Genomic DNA, 16,552 nt, shown 5'->3' on the forward strand with positions numbered 1-16,552 from the left:
AGGGTTTCAACAAGACCATCGATCCTTGGAGAGGAGAACAAGATGAGCCAATTTCTCGATTCGGAATTTCTGCTGGATACCCCAGCAGCGGTGCAGTTGTATGAACAGGCAGCTGCCGCCTTGCCGATCTTCGATTTTCACTGCCACTTGGACCCGAAGGAAGTGTGGGATAACAAGCCTTGGGCTAATATTACGCAGCTGTGGCTGGGAGGCGACCATTATAAATGGCGTACGATGCGGATGCACGGCATTGGAGAGCATCTCATCACGGGCGACGCGGAGGATTGGGACAAGTTTATGGCCTGGGCGGAGACCGTTCCCCACCTGATCGGCAATCCGTTGTACCACTGGACGCATCTGGAGCTCAAGAACGTGTTCGGCATCGAACAAATTCTGAGCCCGGCCACGGCCCGCGACATATGGGAGGCATGCAACGCCAAGCTGCAGCAGCCCGATTTCCTGCCGAGGGCGCTGATTGACCGAGCCCAGGTGAAATTCATCGGCACGACGGACGACCCGTTGTCCCCGCTGGAATATCATGAGCGGCTGGCTGCCGACGACAGCTTCCGCACGATCATCGCCCCGACGTTCAGGCCGGACGGAGCATTGTACATCGAGCGTCCCGCTTTTACCGAATGGGTACATAAACTCGGGGAGATTACGGGTCAGCTCATCGATTCCCTGGATGCTTTCCTGAATGCGCTTCAACGGCGCGTGGATTACTTCGATGAGCATGGGGGGCGCGCATCCGACCACGATATCCCTTACCTTGATTTCGTTGATGTCACGAAGGAAGAAATCGTGCCTGTCTTTAACAAAAGATTGAACGGTGAAGATCTGTCAGGCTCCGAGATTCATGCATACCGCTCTTTCCTGCTGAAGGAGCTCGGCAAAATGTACGCCGGTAAGCAGTGGGTCATGCAGCTGCATATGGGCGCGCTCCGCAACACCAACACGAAGATGAAAAACCGGATCGGTGCGGATACCGGCTTTGACTCCGTGGGAGAGACGAATCTTGCGCAAGGGGTAGCCCGCTTCCTTGATGCGCTGGATCAGGAGGACGCCCTGCCGCGAACGGTTCTGTTCAATTTGAATCCGAAAGACAACGCTGTCCTGGCCGCAATGACGGGCAACTTTTATGAGGAAGGCGTGCCGGGTAAAGTCCAGTTTGGGTCTGGCTGGTGGTTCAACGATCATATAGATGGTATGGAAAAGCAGATGAAGGACCTGGCGAACGTCGGTCTGCTCAGCCATTTTATCGGTATGCTGACCGATTCGCGCAGCTTCCTGTCCTATGCCCGGCATGAATACTTCCGGCGCATTCTTTGCAATCTCCTTGGAAGCTGGGTAGAGAAAGGTCTCGTTCCTGACGACAAGGAAGCTCTGGAACGGATGGTTCGAAGTATCGGTTATGGCAACGCCGAAGCTTATTTTATGAAACGATAACGGGGGAGGGTAAGCGCATGGGTATTTTGCAGGAGCTTCTGAAGGATATTCCGATACCGAAAATGGCTGCGGTGAACGTCCGGTTTAATAATGATCAGATCGAGGATCTCGACAGTGAGCTTGGACCCAAGCTGCGGCAGCCGCGCATCCTGGAGAAGGTCAAGCCCGGCATGGAGATCGCGATCGCTGTCGGCAGCCGCGGGCTCGACCGCATCGTGGAGTTAACCGCCGTGACCGTCAAGGCGTTGCAGGAAGCGGGGGCCAAGCCGTTTATCGTGCCGAGCATGGGCAGCCACGGCGGGGCGACGGCCGAAGGCCAGCGGGAGGTGCTGGCGCATTTGGGCGTCACGGAAGAGAGCGTCGGCTGCGAAATCCGCTCGTCGATGGAGGTCGTACAGCTCGGCGCGCTGCCGAACGGCCTTCCGGTGTATTTGGATAAATACGCCGCCGCGGCGGACGGCATCGTCGTCATTAACCGGATCAAGCCGCATACGGCGTTTCGGGGACCGGTGGAGAGCGGGATCATGAAAATGATCAGCATCGGCCTCGGCAAGCAGAAAGGGGCAGAGGCCTGCCACCAACTGGGCTTTAAATATATGGCCGAGAACGTCCCGGCCATGGCCAAGATGATCATGGAGAAGAAGCCGGTACTGTTCGGCGTAGCGACGATCGAGAATGCGTTCGACAAGGTCGCCGTCGTTGAGGTGCTTACGCCGGATGAGATTATCGACAAGGAACCGCAGCTGCAGCTTCAGGCCAAAGAGCTGCTGCCCAAGCTGTTTTTTGACCAGCTGGAAGTGCTGATCATTGACGAGATCGGTAAAAACATCAGCGGCGACGGCATGGATCCGAACATCACGGGGCGGTATCCTACGCCATATGCGCACGGAGGCCCGGATGTCAACAAAATGGTCGTCCTGGATCTGACCCCACAAACGGAAGGGAACGCAAACGGCGTGGGCACGGCGGACTTCACGACGCAGCGGCTCGTCGACAAGATGGATCTGGAAGTCACCTATGCCAACGGGCTGACGTCCACCGTCGTCGCGCCGACGAAGATCGCCACGACGCTGCCTAACGACAGGGAAGCGATTCAGGCCGCGGTGAAAACGAGCAATGTGCTGGATTTTAACCAGGCGAAAATCGTCCGGATCAAAAATACGCTCGTTCTGAGCCAAATTGAGGTGTCCGAAGCGCTGTTCGAATATGTGAAGCAGCACCCGCAAATGGAGCTGGCCTCGGAGCCGTATGATCTGTCTTTTGACGAGCAGGGAAATTTACCGAAATCGGAGGAGAGACACTAGATGACGAGTTTGTTTGATTTAACGGGGAAAACCGCCGTAGCGGTTGGCGGCAACAGCGTGCTTGGCTCGGCGATTGCCGAAGGCTTCGCCGAACACGGCGCCAAGGTGGCGATCGTCGGCAGGAACCTGGACAAAGCGGAGGAAGTCGTGAGCTCCATCCGGAGCCAAGGCGGCGAAGCGAAAGCATTTCAGGCGGATGTGGGCTCGCGAGAGTCCCTAGTACAGGCGGCTGCGGACATCGAAGCATGGGCAGGCGGATGGGACATTTTGCTCAACGCCCCGGGCACGAATAGCACGACACCTTTTTTTGAGCTTGAGATGGAAGAATGGGACCACATTATGGACGTGAACCTGAAGGGCATCGTTCTCACCTGCCAAATTTTCGCCCAGCGCATGGTGGAGCAGAAACGAAAAGGGAGCATTATCAACATTTCGTCGGTGTCCTCAACGACGCCACTGTCCAAGGTGTTTACGTATTCCGTGTCCAAAGCCGGATTGAACAGCGTCACCCAATTCCTTGCTCGGGAACTCGCGCCGGAGGGCATCCGCGTGAACGCAATCATTCCGGGATTTTTCCCGGCCGTGCAGAACCAGAAAATATTAAGCCCGGAACGGGTCGAATCGATCATGCGGCATACGCCGATGAATCGCTTTGGTACGCCGGATGAATTAAAAGGGGCGGCGATCCTGCTTGCTTCGGATCAGGCGTCGAGCTTTATGACCGGCTCGCTGCTCCGGGTGGACGGCGGATTCGGCAGCATGACGATTTAAGACTACAGGAAGGAGGCATGGACAGTGCTCACCGAAAAATACGAGAAACTGCAGTCCATCCTGCGGGAGCTGAATTCGGTCGTGGTCGCGTTTTCGGGAGGGGTGGACAGTACCTTTCTGCTTAAAGCGGCTGTCGATACGCTCGGCCCCGATCAGGTGCTGGCGGTGACCGCGGATTCGGAAACGTATCCGTCAACGGAGCTTGCAGAGGCGAGGGAGCTGGCCGAATGGATCGGAGCCCGCCATCAGGTGATCGAAACCTCTGAGCTGGCCATTCCCGGATATGCCGAAAACACGAAAAACCGCTGCTATTTTTGCAAGAGCAGTCTCTTCGACCATTTGGTACCCGTTTTGACGGAGCAATCCTATAAAAATATCGTTTACGGCGTTATTGCCGATGATATGAATGAGTTTCGGCCTGGTATGCAGGCGGCGAAGGAAAGAGGCATTCGCGGACCGCTGCTGGAAGCCGGGTTGTATAAGGAAGAAATCCGCGAGCTGTCCAGAGGCTATGGCCTGCCTACTTGGGATAAGCCTTCTTTTGCCTGCTTGTCCTCAAGAATCGCTTACGGGGAACGGATCACCAAGGAGAAATTGAGCAAGGTCGAAAAAGCGGAGGCCTATTTGAAATCGCTCGGCATCCGCCAGGTTCGGGTACGCACGCATCAGGACACGGCCCGGATCGAAGTGGAGCCGAAGGACATGCAGGCCGTTCTGGAGCATCACTCGCAAATATCCGGCAGGCTGCAGGAGTATGGCTACAAATATGTGACGCTTGACCTGATGGGTTATCAGAGCGGCAGCATGAACAAGGTTTTGGCATAAAGAAGGCTCTGGAGGAGGATGAGATCATTGTTGGACGACGTTCTGGAGCAGGTACGCAGCGGAGCCATGAGCGTGGCGGAAGCCAAAGCACAGCTGTCGGCATTTGAGGATCTCGGTTTTGCCAAGGTGGACCACCAGCGCAGCAAGCGTCAAGGTTTCCCTGAGATTGTATATGGGGAGGGCAAATCGGCGGACCACATCATTTCGATTGCCCGTGCTTTGCAAGCCAAGGGAAGCAGCGTTCTGGTCACAAGGGTATCCGGGGATAAAGCCGCGATGGTGCTGCAGGCATGTCCGGACTACACGTATCACGAGACGGCAAGGATTTTATACTGGAAAAGGGAACAGAACCCCGCTGGCGATCCGCAAGGGTACGTCGCCGTGATTGCCGCAGGTACCTCGGACCTGCGCGTGGCGGAGGAGGCGGCCGTGACCGCCGAAGTGCTTGGCAGCTCGGTACACCGGATTTATGATGTAGGCGTTGCGGGAATCCATCGTTTGCTCAGCCATCTGGAGGAAATCCAGCAGGCAACAGTCTCGGTCGTGGTGGCCGGGATGGAGGGCGCACTCCCCAGCGTCGTCGGCGGCCTGGTCTCCCATCCGGTCATCGCGGTGCCGACCAGTGTCGGGTACGGGGCGCATTTCCAAGGCTTGTCTGCGCTGCTTACGATGCTGAATTCATGCGCCTCGGGCATCAGCGTCGTGAATATCGACAACGGATTCGGCGGAGGTTATAACGCCGCGCTGATTCATCAGCTTGTACACAGAGGGGGAACACGGATTGAAAACGCTATACCTTGACTGCTTTTCCGGCATCAGCGGGGATATGTTCATCGGCGCGCTGCTGGACGCCGGCGGTGATGCGCAGCAGATGCAGAAGGAGCTGCAAAAATTAAACATCGATGAAGAATATACGCTGCAGTGGAGCAAGGTGAATAAGAACGGCATCACCGCAACCAAATTTGACGTGCATTTACAAGAAGCGCGCCACCAGGGGCATAACCAATCCCCAAAGGAACACCAGCACGTACATGTCCACTCCCATGGAACTCAGCTGCATGAGGCTGATTCCGGGGAGGCTCACCATGAGTATGATGGAGCGTATCACAACAGCCACAGCCATGAACATGGGCATGACCACAGTCACGAACATGATCATGGACATGACCACAGCCATGAACATGTGCACGATAACGACCATGACCACACGCTCGTTCATCACGAGCATGCCCACAGTCATCATGCCCATGATCACAGCCACCACGACCATGAACATTATGCGCACGATCATTCGCACAGTCACAGCCATCATCATCACCACCGGGCTTACAAGGATATCGTCCATATGATTGAAGAGGCCGGTTTTGAGGAGCCGGTTCGTGATATGGCACTGCGTATCTTTACAATCATCGGGAAAGCCGAAGGCAAGATTCACGGCGTTCCGTTGGACAAGGTGCATTTTCACGAAGTGGGTGCCGTCGACTCCATTGTCGATATTGTCGGCGCCTCGATTTTGATCCATCAAATGGGCATCGAAGCGATTCATTCTTCTTCTGTACCTGTCGGTATGGGGAAGATCCGCATTGACCACGGCATTTACCCGGTGCCCGCGCCTGCGACGCTGGAGATCCTGAAGGGCGTGCCGCTGGAACCGTCCGATGTCCGCTTTGAGCTGACGACCCCGACAGGGGCGGCGATCGTGTCGGTGCTGGCGCAGCAGTACGGCCCCATCCCGGCCATGAAGGTGTCCGCCATCGGTTATGGCGCAGGCACCAAAACGTTTGCCGACCGGCCCAACGTACTTCGTGTCATCGTCGGCGAATAACGTCTTGATGCAAAAGGAGCCTGCCTTATGAAATCCAACCCGCCTCCAAATCATGAACACGTCGATCACGACATGGTGAAAATGGAAGTCAATTACGACGATATTTCGGGCGAATGGCTGGGTTACGTGATGGATTTACTGCTCGAAAATGGCGCAAACGATGTGTATTATACGCCCATTTATATGAAGAAAAATCGGCCGGGAACGATGCTTCAGCTGCTCTGCGCCAAAGAAAAGATCGACCAAATGAAGGAGATCATCTTTCGCGAGACGACCACGCTCGGCATCCGGTATTATCCGCTCACGGTGCACCGTCTGGAACGAATGTTTACTCAAGTGTCCACGGAATGGGGAGCCATTACCGTAAAAATGGGTATTCATAACGGAGAGACCGTCCAATGTGCTCCGGAATACGAGGATTGCAAACGAATAGCCCAAGCGAACGGGATTCCGATCAAAATCGTTTACGAGCAAGTGTGGAAGTCTGCCGGGTTCCTGCCGACCAAGTCGTAAATGCTCTCAAATTCTTTTTATTGGCAATCTCCCCATACGTTCTCTAGCATTTCCGCATAGCTTGATAGAGAACTGAACAAGAAAGCTTCCCGAAAGGGAAGTTTTCGTTTGTCTGATCAAGAAAGGAGAATGATGATGGGGAGAAAAACGATTCTGGAACTTCAATCCGGCTACAAGACTGGCTCTTGGACGCCGCTGGACATCACGAAGCATTATTTGAAACGAATCAAAAAGAAAGACCCTGCGCTGAACTCGTATATTACGGTAGCCAAGGATCGGGCAACGGGAGAAGCCAAGAGGCTCGAAGCTAAATCCTGTTCGGGAGAGCAAACCGGTCTCCTGTATGGCATTCCGCTTTCATACAAGGATAATATCGATACCAAAGGCATCCGCACCACTTACGGCTCCTCGATTGATGCCAATCACGTACCGGACGAGAATGCTGCCATCGTCCAGCGGCTGCTGCTGCAGGATTCGATCCTGCTGGGTAAAAACAACCTGCATGAATATGCTCTAGGCATCACCTCAAACAATCCACATTACGGACCCGTGCACAATCCGTGGAACCATGAGTATACGCCGGGAGGCTCCAGCGGCGGATCGGCCGCGGCGGTAGCCGCTGATTTGACGGTAGCTTCCATCGGCACCGATACAGGCGGCTCCGTTCGGATCCCGGCCGCATCCTGCGGGGTTATCGGGCTAAAACCTACGTATAACAAAGTACCGACGGAAGGCGTATTTTACGTATCCTGGACGCTGGATCATGTCGGACCGATCACGGCCAATATGACCGACCTGGCCATCCTGGCCGGCGCCATGACGAAACAATCCTTCCTGCCTTACCTGAATCAAGACATCCGGGGGCTTCGCGTCGGCGTGCCGACCAGCTATTTTAACGAGCACATCGACCCGGAAACTTACGCACTGTATGTTCAGTCGCTGAAGGCGCTCGAGTCGCTCGGCGCCATTCTGATCGATACGGACGTCTCCTTTGTGGAGGGGAACAGCGAGGTTTCCCTGACCATCGCGGCATCGGAGGCCGGTTATGTCCACAAAAGCCGGATGGAATGCTGCTTATCGCAATATGGAGCGGATGCCAGGGCCTTTTTGGAATCGTCCCGGGATATCACCTCGCTGCAGTATATCGAAGCGCTCAAGACAAAAGAGATGTACATGAACATGTTCGATCAATTGTTCCGTGAACGCATCGATGTGCTGGCCACACCGACGATCCCGATCCCTGCACGGAAAATCGGCGTGGATGAAGTCCAATTTGGCGATTATACGGAAAGCGTCTTTGACGCGATGACCCGTTATACGGGCTTGTTCAACATGGTGGAGGTTCCGGCGCTGTCCATCCCTTGCGGGCTGACAAGCGAAGGTCTTCCCGTCGGACTGCAGCTCGTCGCCGGAAAGGATAGAGAAGATTTGCTGATTCGCGCCGGATACGCTTATGAGCAGGACCGGTTGACGGACTTCTACCGGCTCAGAGATCGGATATGCGCTGGATATTAATCATTTACTTTGATAGGGACACTGTCTGCACTTCTGTGCGGCGGTGTTCCTTTTTGCTTTTTGCTTATTGCTTTTTGCTAAGTCAACATTCCGGAAAAATTAGAAATCTCTCATTTACCGAATTTTTCAAGCTCTTCTGACCATAATAACAGTATGGAATTTTGCCGGTTAGGGGTGTGGCCATGCAAACCAATGAAGAGATGATCATCTCGGATCGTCTACATGAAAATATCTCTCGCCTTAAAAAACAGTACGCGGATTGCTTTGACGTCGTGTTCCATGATTTCAACTGCGGCCAGACCCCGGCGGTCATTGTCTACGTCTTGGGTTTGACCGACAACGACTTGATTAACCGATACGTACTCGAACCAACGCTTAAGCAGATATCAGAAGACGACGGGGTCACCCTCGGGGATTTTAGCGAGTGCTTGCCAGTCTCCTCGTATACCAAGATCAGGACGATCGATCAGGCGGTGATGGAAATTGGCGACGGCAATGTCGTCATGCTGATGGACGGGGATGACTGGGCCATCTCTCTATATTTGGCGAAATGGGAGCAGCGATCGATCACGGAACCCGAGGCGGAATCCGTCGTCAGAGGCCCCCGTGAAGGGTTTATCGAAACGCTGATGGTCAATGTGTCCATGATCCGGCGGAAACTGAAAACGCCCGACTTGAAGATGAAATCGATACGGATTGGACGTTTTTCCCAGACCGAAGTCGTGGTCGCCTATATGAATGGAATCATAGAATCCTCGCTGATTACTGAAATCGAAAGCCGGCTGACCCGCATCGACGTCGACGGGATATTAGAAAGCGGAACGATCGAGGAGCTCATTGAGGATAATCCATATTCGCCGTTTCCGCAATTGCAGACGACGGAGCGGCCGGACGTGGTAGCAGCCAACCTGCTTGAGGGCAGGGCCGCCATCATCGTTGAAGGAACGCCGATTGTACTGATGGCGCCAGCAACGATCTTTAGCTTTCTGCAATCGTCGGAAGATCATTACCAGCGCTATTACATCGGGACGGCCATTCGCTGGCTTCGGTATTTATTTGCTTTCCTCGCTCTGATCGGACCATCTTTCTATGTCGCTATCGTAACCTATCACCAGGAAATGATCCCAACGACGCTGCTGCTCAACATGACCAAATCAAGAGAGCAAATTCCGTTTCCGGCATTGGTCGAAGCGCTGCTGATGGAAATCACGTTCGAGGCCCTCAGAGAAGCCGGGGTAAGATTGCCTAAGCAGATTGGCGCCGCGGTCAGCATCGTTGGTGCCTTGGTCATCGGTCAAGCGGCAATTTCCGCCGGCCTCGTCTCTTCGCCAATGGTCATGGTCGTTGCCATCACCGGCATCGCTTCGTTTCTGATTCCGCATTTCGCCTTCGGCATATCGGTCCGGCTGCTGCGGTTTCCGATGATGCTGCTGGCAGGCTTCCTGGGCTTTTTTGGGCTGATGATGGGGCTCACTTTAATTCTGACCCATCTGTTCGCGCTTCGTTCATTTGGCGTTCCCTACGTGTCGTTGACGACGGTCACCCATCTCAGTCAGCTAAAGGACGTCCTGGTCCGGGTCCCGTTCTGGAAAATGAACACAAGACCGCGAATCGGTGTATGGAACAGATATCGCCAAGGTTCTAACCAGCGCCCAGGACCCGGCCGGGGAGGTCGCGGCAGATGAAAAGCGTACGACTTGCCGCTGCGTTTTTCCTGCTTACGATGATCCCGTTCATTTCAGGGTGCTGGGACCGTACCGAAGTGAACGATCTGGCTCTGATTATGGCAGCGGGAATGGATGCCGCACCAAACGGAAAGGTGGAGCTGTCCGTTCAGATCTACACGCCAAGCCAATCCAGCTCCAGCAGCGAGGGCGGAATGACAAGCTTTGGAAACGGAGGGGACATGGTTATTGTGAAGAGCGCGACCGGGATCGATTTGGCAGAGGCGGCCCAGCGGCTTCAGGAGGAGATGCCGCGTAAAGTCTTTTGGGGCCACAGCGAAGTATTTATCGCCGGTGAGGAGCTCGCAAAGAGGGGGATTTTGGACCAGGTCGATTTTCTGTTCCGTCATCCCCAGCCGAGGGAGCATGCTTATTTTTTCGTCAGCAAGGGAAAGGCCAAGAGCATTCTGAGCATAAACACCCGGATGGAGCGGGACAGCGCAGAAACGCTTCGCGAGTTGACCGTCCTATCCGGAGGAATGGGCGTCACGTTAAAAGATTTGAGCGGGATGCTGACAGGGCGGTCGAAGGCTGCGATTGTCCCTCTGATAGGACGAAAGGAAGATGACGGAGAAGGCAGCAATACTTACCCATACATTAACGGGGCAGCGGTTTTAATTATGGGAAAGATGACAGGTCAGTATAAAGGAGAAGCCAAACGATACGTTCAGATTATTCGCAACGAGCTGAAATCAACGACGGTCACGTTTCCTGTACAGAAAAGCAAGGGGGAAGATGGAGGCGTCATGTCCGTCCATCTAATCAAATGCCATACCCATTTAATCCCAACGATTCGCAGAAATCAATGGAGCATCACGGTCCGGGTGCAAGGGGAAGCAAGTGTCCTGCAGAATGAGAGCCATGTCAATGTGATGCTCCCCAATGAAATTCCCCAGTTGGAACAGCAGTTGAACAAGGAAATCGAATCCAAGGTGAAAGAGACGTTTCGGCAGATCCAGGAAGAATCCCACGCTGATGTTTTCGGAACAGCCGATGCGTTTTGGCGAAAATATCCGAAGCGTTGGACCAAGGAACAGGCCCGGTGGGACGAAATATTTCCGGAAGTCAGCGTATACGCCGATTCCGACGTAAAAATTATTGCGCCTGGTTTTGCCGGAAAAAGCTATAAATGAGGGGTAAGCGATGATCGTTCTAAAACTGCTCGGTGTTACGTTGCTCTTTGCAGCCGTGTTTCTATATGATTTTTCGAGTGTAGACCCCAAGAAGAAAAAGGAACGGGCCGCCATTGCCGTCATTATTTCGGCGGGTTGGTTGGTGGCGGTCCTGCTGTTGTTTGCTCCAGGCCTTCCCGGTCCGACCGAATGGATCAATCAAGTGACCAAGCCGATCTGGATTATCTTTTATTCCGAAGGTTAGAAGGGGGGCGGCGGAATGGATAAGGAGAAAGTTTCGAATCTTCAGCTGTGCTTAATGATGTACCTTATGATCGGCGGGACTTCCATACTCGTCGTGCCTTCTTTTACAGCGATGTATGCCAAACAGGATATGTGGATATCGCCTATCATTGGCTCGGTATTCGGGTTCTTTAACGTCGTCGTAGCTTGGCTGCTGCATCGAAGAAATCCAGGACAAACTATGATCGAGCAGGCACAGCGCCTTCTCGGAAAATGGGGGGGAAGCATTCTGGGGATGGTCGTCCTGTTATTCCAAATTGACGCGATCGGCTTGATCACCCGGGAATATGCCGAATTTATCGTGCAGGCGTTCCTGCCCCAAACCCCGCTGGTCATGATTATCGGGTGCATTGTACTGACATGTTCATTCGCCGTGCGGTCCGGCGTGGAGGTGATCGGGCGATTCGCACAGATTTTCGGACCGATATTTTTGTGTTTCGTCCTGGCGATTTTTCTGTTTCTTCTTCCGGAATACCACTATTCCAACATGCTCCCCGTCCTAGGAACCGGAATGATGCCATCGCTGAAAGGCTCTTTAGAGCCTTCGGTTTGGTTTATGGAGTTCATTTTCATATCATCGATCTACCCGTCCGTCCGAAAAGGGGACAACGGCTTGAAGGGCGGACTTTTTGCCGTATTTCTAATGATGATCACGATGGTCATTACGAATTTCACTTGTTTGTTTTTGTTCGGGGAATCGACTGCCAATTTGACATTTCCGTTCCTGTCTGCGTCGCGATTTGTGAATATCGCCGATTTCTTCTCCCATGTAGAATCCATGGTCATGGCGTTGTGGATCCTTGGGGGCTTTGTGCAAATATCCATGTGGTATTATACGCTAGCCCTGGGCACAGCCCAATGGTTAAGGCTGACGGATTTCCGTCCACTGGTATTTCCAGTCGGCTTGCTGATCGGCGTGTTCAGCATTTGGGTGGCCAAAAATTTTCAGCAAATGCTGCAGTATTTTCCTACTGGGGGGACAGGCAGCTCTATCATCGCCTTGCTGCTGGTGCCGGTTATTTTACTCCTGGTAAGTCTTGTTCGTCAAAGAGGGTCAAGGAAGTGAAATTTTTTTCTCTGGATTTACAAAAAAGGTTGTCGATTCGGAAACTTCCCCTTCGTCGTCTTATATAGGCAGCGTTATAATGCTGTATATATATATCAATAAGGAGATGAAGTTATGAAATTTCTCTGTTTGGGTTACCTTGTGCCGGAGTTCATGGATGCCAGACCTCAGGAGGAAATCGACGGCGTGATGCGGGATTGTAAGCCTCATCTTGATCAATTGTATGAAAGCGGGAGAGTGCTTCTCGATGCCGGGCTGGACACGGTGACGACAACCCTGCAGCGCAAGGACGGGAAGCTGAGAGTTCTGGACGGGCCGTTTGCCGAATCGAAGGAGCTCATCGGCAGTGCGTTTCTGATTGAAGCGGACAATTTGGAAGAAGCAGTTCGTACGGCATCGCTTCATCCGGCCGTTCAGGTAAGCGCGGGCGAATCGTTTGGTTGGCGCATCGAAATCCGCCCGGTTAACTATTATGAATCATTTGACCCTAACCAACAGCAGTCAGTTTGACTTCCACTCTCATTTGAGAAGATCTTCGCGGATTCGATGATTTGCCAGACTTGAAAAAAGCCGCTTCCGGCATTTTGCCGGGGCGGCTTGATTCATTGTCTATATATTCACTGGATGACATGCCGTACGATAATGCGCATCAACGGCCGCTTTGACGGTTCTCAACCGACTTCATGCGATTTTGATCATCGGGCACGCGGTCATGGCCGAATTCCTGGCCGGCTTCCATTTCAGTGTGTCCCGACTGTTTACGGGCAAACTCGGTGAATTCCGATTTTTGCTCATCAAGCTCATGCTTTTGTTTCAATATCTTTTTCGGATCTTGGGTTGTCATGGTGAAAGCCTCCTTGAAATCAAAAATCATTTTCTTATTATTACCCGCTTGGGTGTTTGCCAAACTTGTGCTGCTTATGGAAACGATCACGCAAAGCATCGCTATATGAAAAACGTAAGCAGAGCAAAGGTTTTAAATATTTTGCATATGGATGCGGGCGTGTTAGCATGTCGATGAGTAGGAAAAAGGGGATTTGATTCATGATTCGTCTTTTTTTATGTATCGTCTGTATACTTTGGCTCAGCTCGTGTGACATAATTCCCGGCTCTTCGATTGACCAAGCGAAGGAACAAACGCCAACAACGGGGGTGGAAACGTTGACTCAGCAATTCATACAATCGGCGGAAGCAGGTAATCTCGAGGCGGTAAAGAAACTGCTTCAGGAGGGGACCGCTATTAACACGCAAGATGAACGCGGCAGAACGGCTGTCATGGCTGCGACATACAATCATCAGACGGACGTGGTCCGGCTGCTGATCAGCAGCGGGGCAGACATCAATATTAGAGACCACCAGCTTAATAATGTGTTTCTGTATGCCGGCGCGGAGGGGATGCTGGATATCGTCCAATTGGCGATCGACGCCGATGCAGACACCCGACTGACCAACCGCTATGGCGGTACGGCGCTCATCCCCGCTTCCGAACGGGGACATGTCGAAGTGGTCCGTGAGCTGTTGACCCGCACCGATATCGATGTCAATCACATCAACCGCCTGCACTGGACCGCTCTGCTGGAAGCGGTCATTCTAGGGAACGGCGGGATCAAGCATCAGCAAATCGTACAGCTGTTGATCGAACATGGTGCGGATCCGGAGATCGCGGACGCGGAAGGCAACACTCCGCTGCAGCACGCCCAAAGTAAGGGATATCATGAAATCGCCGCAATACTACAACGAGCAGGCGCGTAATGATCAGCAGAACCGCCACAATTCAGCAAGTATTAACCCAAGCGTTAAAGAGCGAACGGTGAAGACACCGTTCGCTCTTTGTGTACGCATCAAAGAGAAATCGAGGTGAGCAAGTGTCCATCCGCATCAAGCTTTTATTATCCTATACGGGCATGCTGCTCATCAGTCTGTTTGTCTTTGTGATGACGGCCAGTCTGTTCACGATTGCGGCTACCGGCGACGTGCACAGTTTGCGCGATTTTTACAAAGTTCACTATCAGCTTAATCCGCTTACGGAACAAGAGGAATCCATTTTTCTGGAATTGAAGTATCTCGCCAAAAATGAACCGGATCGTTTGCAAGAACAGCTGCTGCTGCAGGATTTCGATTTCAAGCTCAAAACGGTCAGGGCAGGACTGTATGTCCGCCGAGAGAGTGGACGGATCTATCAGTCGCATACGTTCAATCAGCCTAAGCTGGAGGAGCAGCTGCCGCCGTATGATCTGAACAACAACCAAATCCGCAGTACGTTTAATATCGGCGAACGATTTTACGCTTATGCGAAATACGACTTTCAGTACTCGGACGGCCAGAAAGGCAGCGTGTTTGTCATTCGTGAACGGAGTCCGTTTGGGGAAGTCACGAGAAAGCTTCTTCCGGCATTCATCCTTAGCTTGGCAGGCATCATCGTGATCTTCAATGCGCTGCTCTTTCGCTGGATTACCCGCAGCGTCGTCAAGCCGCTGGATCGCCTGCGTCACTCGGCGGAGCACATTCAGATGGGAAATCTGCAGTTCTCGCTTGAACCGAATACGAAGGATGAGATCGGGCAGCTGAATGCAGCTTTTGAAAATATGCGGAAAAGGCTCCAGGAGTCGGTTCAACTTCGGCTGGAGGATGAGGCGAACCGGAAGGAGCTCATCTCGAACATTTCGCATGACCTGCGGACGCCGATCACCAATATTAAAGGCTACATCGAAGGTATTCGCGATGGAGTGGCGGATACACCCGAGAAAATGAACAAGTACGTCAACATCATTTATTCCAAAGCGGTCGACCTGGACAAGCTCGTCGATGAGCTCTTCTTGTACTCCAAGCTGGATCTTAAACAGGTGCCGTTCACGCTCGAGGCGGTAGACATCGTTGACTTTCTTGACGACTGCATCGAAGAGCAGCGATATGTTCTGGAAGAGAGAGGAATTGCCATTGGATGGGCTCATCGGCCGATTCCGCCTGTCGAAGTATTTGCCGATCTGGAAAAAATAAAGCGTACCGTGCTAAACATGATCGGAAACGCCCAGAACTATATGGACAAAGAACGTAAGAACATCCTGATCTCCGTTCATCAAGGCCAGGAACGGGTAACCGTCGAAATCAGGGATAACGGGACGGGGATCCCGCAAGAGGCGCTTCCGCATATTTTTGAACGGTTTTATCGCGCGGAAGCTTCGCGGAATTCTTCAACGGGCGGCAGTGGTCTGGGACTGGCGATTGCCAGCCAAATCATTGAGGGGCACGGAGGGAGAATCTGGGTGGAAAGCGAGGTTGGAATGGGAACCAGCCTTTTCTTTACGCTGTGGCGGACGACAAACCAAGGAGGGGAAGACAGACATGTCGAGCAGCATTCTAATTATTGAAGACGAAACGACCATCGCGCAGTTGGAACGGGATTATTTTGAACTGAACGGATTTGCTGTAGATTTGTGCCATCATGGAGACGAAGGCCTGCAGCTTGCCCTTCAAACAGATTACGATCTCATCATTGTCGACCTACAGCTGCCGGGACTGAACGGTTTCGAATTGTGCAGCCGGATCAGGCAGGCAAAGGAAGTTCCGATCCTGATCGTCTCCGCCAAAGATGAAGAGATCGATAAAATCCGCGCATTTAACCTTGGCGCCGACGATTACATTACGAAACCGTTCAGCCCGAGTGAACTGGTTGCCAGGGCAAAGGCGCACTTGACCCGGTATGAACGGCTCATGAGCAAGCATGAAGCTGTCCACAAGTCTGAAATCCATATCCGCGGATTGGTCATTGATCAGTCGGCCCGCCGGGTATTCGTGCGCAACCGGGAAGTTGTATTTACGACCCGTGAATTCAGCCTGCTCGAATTTCTGGCCAGCCATCCGAATCGGGTATTCAGCAAAAGCGAGCTGTTTGAACGGATCTGGGGCATGGATTCGAACGGGGATATCGCTACCGTCACCGTGCATGTCCGCAGGCTGCGGGAGAAGATGGAGGTTGACCCGTCCAACCCGCAGTATATCGAAACGGTATGGGGAGCGGGATATCGGTTCACCGTGTGACGGATTTAATAAATTGTTAATCAAAAGTTTCGACTTTGTTCATGGTGGGTTTCTTGGCAGTTTATCCATCTCCTTTACGATAGAGACATGACAAAACACCAATCCATCTG

General features: G+C 52.9%; 15 protein-coding genes and 1 pseudogene. 15 read left to right on the forward strand and 1 reads right to left on the reverse strand.

Annotation, left to right across the window (positions count from 1 at the left end; all coding sequences use genetic code 11):
* Window positions 1-42: 42 nt before the first annotated feature.
* The 12 genes and pseudogenes from uxaC to CJP46_RS06335 all read left to right on the forward strand — a co-directional run bounded on the left by uxaC (window position 43) and on the right by CJP46_RS06335 (window position 12,914).
* Window positions 43-1,446, forward strand: a complete 1,404-nt coding sequence (gene uxaC / locus CJP46_RS06275) for a glucuronate isomerase (RefSeq protein ID WP_094594698.1) — start codon at window positions 43-45, stop codon at window positions 1,444-1,446.
* Window positions 1,447-1,463: 17 nt separating this feature from the next.
* Window positions 1,464-2,750: a nickel pincer cofactor-dependent isomerase, group 22 gene (locus CJP46_RS06280; protein WP_094594699.1), complete on the forward strand. Its 1,287-nt coding sequence runs from the start codon at window positions 1,464-1,466 to the stop codon at window positions 2,748-2,750.
* Window positions 2,751-3,521, forward strand: coding sequence for an SDR family oxidoreductase (locus CJP46_RS06285; protein WP_094594700.1), 771 nt, complete (start codon window positions 2,751-2,753; stop codon window positions 3,519-3,521).
* 24 nt (window positions 3,522-3,545) lie between these two features.
* Window positions 3,546-4,346, forward strand: coding sequence for an ATP-dependent sacrificial sulfur transferase LarE (larE, locus tag CJP46_RS06290; protein WP_094594701.1), 801 nt, complete (start codon window positions 3,546-3,548; stop codon window positions 4,344-4,346).
* Between the two features lie 27 nt (window positions 4,347-4,373).
* Complete coding sequence (gene larB / locus CJP46_RS06295; RefSeq protein ID WP_094594702.1) at window positions 4,374-5,147, forward strand: nickel pincer cofactor biosynthesis protein LarB; 774 nt, start codon at window positions 4,374-4,376, stop codon at window positions 5,145-5,147.
* 25 nt (window positions 5,148-5,172) lie between these two features.
* Window positions 5,173-6,684, forward strand: a pseudogene (gene larC, locus CJP46_RS36970) (nickel pincer cofactor biosynthesis protein LarC).
* Between the two features lie 108 nt (window positions 6,685-6,792).
* On the forward strand, window positions 6,793-8,199 hold the full coding sequence (locus tag CJP46_RS06310; protein WP_256992207.1) for an amidase: 1,407 nt from the start codon (window positions 6,793-6,795) through the stop codon (window positions 8,197-8,199).
* Window positions 8,200-8,381: 182 nt separating this feature from the next.
* Window positions 8,382-9,884, forward strand: a complete 1,503-nt coding sequence (locus CJP46_RS06315) for a spore germination protein (protein WP_094594705.1) — start codon at window positions 8,382-8,384, stop codon at window positions 9,882-9,884.
* Window positions 9,881-11,056 (forward strand): Ger(x)C family spore germination protein, encoded by a 1,176-nt coding sequence (locus tag CJP46_RS06320; RefSeq protein WP_094594706.1) that lies wholly within the window; start codon window positions 9,881-9,883, stop codon window positions 11,054-11,056. Before CJP46_RS06315 ends, CJP46_RS06320 begins: the two co-directional genes overlap by 4 nt.
* Window positions 11,057-11,066: 10 nt before the next feature.
* Window positions 11,067-11,300 carry a hypothetical protein gene (locus CJP46_RS06325; RefSeq protein ID WP_094594707.1) on the forward strand — a complete coding sequence of 78 codons (234 nt, stop codon included), beginning with the start codon at window positions 11,067-11,069 and terminating at the stop codon, window positions 11,298-11,300.
* 15 nt (window positions 11,301-11,315) lie between these two features.
* Window positions 11,316-12,404, forward strand: a complete 1,089-nt coding sequence (locus CJP46_RS06330; protein ID WP_094594708.1) for a GerAB/ArcD/ProY family transporter — start codon at window positions 11,316-11,318, stop codon at window positions 12,402-12,404.
* A gap of 114 nt (window positions 12,405-12,518) precedes the next feature.
* On the forward strand, window positions 12,519-12,914 hold the full coding sequence (locus CJP46_RS06335; RefSeq protein WP_094594709.1) for a YciI family protein: 396 nt from the start codon (window positions 12,519-12,521) through the stop codon (window positions 12,912-12,914).
* Between the two features lie 139 nt (window positions 12,915-13,053).
* Here the strand turns inward: CJP46_RS06335 and CJP46_RS06340 are convergent, their stop codons facing one another.
* The gene (locus tag CJP46_RS06340) at window positions 13,054-13,248 is read right to left on the reverse strand and encodes a hypothetical protein (protein WP_094594710.1); all 195 of its coding nucleotides are present in this window, start codon (window positions 13,246-13,248) and stop codon (window positions 13,054-13,056) included.
* Window positions 13,249-13,565: 317 nt separating this feature from the next.
* On the opposite strand from CJP46_RS06340, the gene CJP46_RS06345 reads away from it, so the two are divergent.
* The 3 genes from CJP46_RS06345 (at window position 13,566) to CJP46_RS06355 (ending at window position 16,442) form a co-directional block, all read left to right on the forward strand.
* Window positions 13,566-14,156, forward strand: coding sequence for an ankyrin repeat domain-containing protein (locus tag CJP46_RS06345; protein WP_094594711.1), 591 nt, complete (start codon window positions 13,566-13,568; stop codon window positions 14,154-14,156).
* Window positions 14,157-14,269: 113 nt separating this feature from the next.
* Window positions 14,270-15,772, forward strand: a complete 1,503-nt coding sequence (locus CJP46_RS06350; protein ID WP_094594712.1) for a sensor histidine kinase — start codon at window positions 14,270-14,272, stop codon at window positions 15,770-15,772.
* Window positions 15,747-16,442 (forward strand): response regulator transcription factor, encoded by a 696-nt coding sequence (locus tag CJP46_RS06355; RefSeq protein WP_094594713.1) that lies wholly within the window; start codon window positions 15,747-15,749, stop codon window positions 16,440-16,442. Before CJP46_RS06350 ends, CJP46_RS06355 begins: the two co-directional genes overlap by 26 nt.
* The last annotated feature ends 110 nt before the right edge of the window (window positions 16,443-16,552 follow it).

Origin of the sequence: Paenibacillus sp. XY044 (assembly GCF_002257645.1) — a bacterium.
Taxonomy (GTDB): domain Bacteria; phylum Bacillota; class Bacilli; order Paenibacillales; family Paenibacillaceae; genus Paenibacillus_AQ.

Coding starts and splice junctions, on each gene's coding strand:
- CJP46_RS06285 (WP_094594700.1), top strand. CDS start 2,751: ATGACGAGTTTGTTTGATTTAACGGGGAAAACCGCCGTAGCGGTTGGC.
- CJP46_RS06340 (WP_094594710.1), bottom strand. CDS start 13,248: ATGACAACCCAAGATCCGAAAAAGATATTGAAACAAAAGCATGAGCTT.
- CJP46_RS06335 (WP_094594709.1), top strand. CDS start 12,519: ATGAAATTTCTCTGTTTGGGTTACCTTGTGCCGGAGTTCATGGATGCC.
- uxaC (WP_094594698.1), top strand. CDS start 43: ATGAGCCAATTTCTCGATTCGGAATTTCTGCTGGATACCCCAGCAGCG.
- CJP46_RS06315 (WP_094594705.1), top strand. CDS start 8,382: ATGCAAACCAATGAAGAGATGATCATCTCGGATCGTCTACATGAAAAT.
- CJP46_RS06325 (WP_094594707.1), top strand. CDS start 11,067: ATGATCGTTCTAAAACTGCTCGGTGTTACGTTGCTCTTTGCAGCCGTG.
- CJP46_RS06320 (WP_094594706.1), top strand. CDS start 9,881: ATGAAAAGCGTACGACTTGCCGCTGCGTTTTTCCTGCTTACGATGATC.
- CJP46_RS06330 (WP_094594708.1), top strand. CDS start 11,316: ATGGATAAGGAGAAAGTTTCGAATCTTCAGCTGTGCTTAATGATGTAC.
- CJP46_RS06280 (WP_094594699.1), top strand. CDS start 1,464: ATGGGTATTTTGCAGGAGCTTCTGAAGGATATTCCGATACCGAAAATG.
- CJP46_RS06355 (WP_094594713.1), top strand. CDS start 15,747: ATGTCGAGCAGCATTCTAATTATTGAAGACGAAACGACCATCGCGCAG.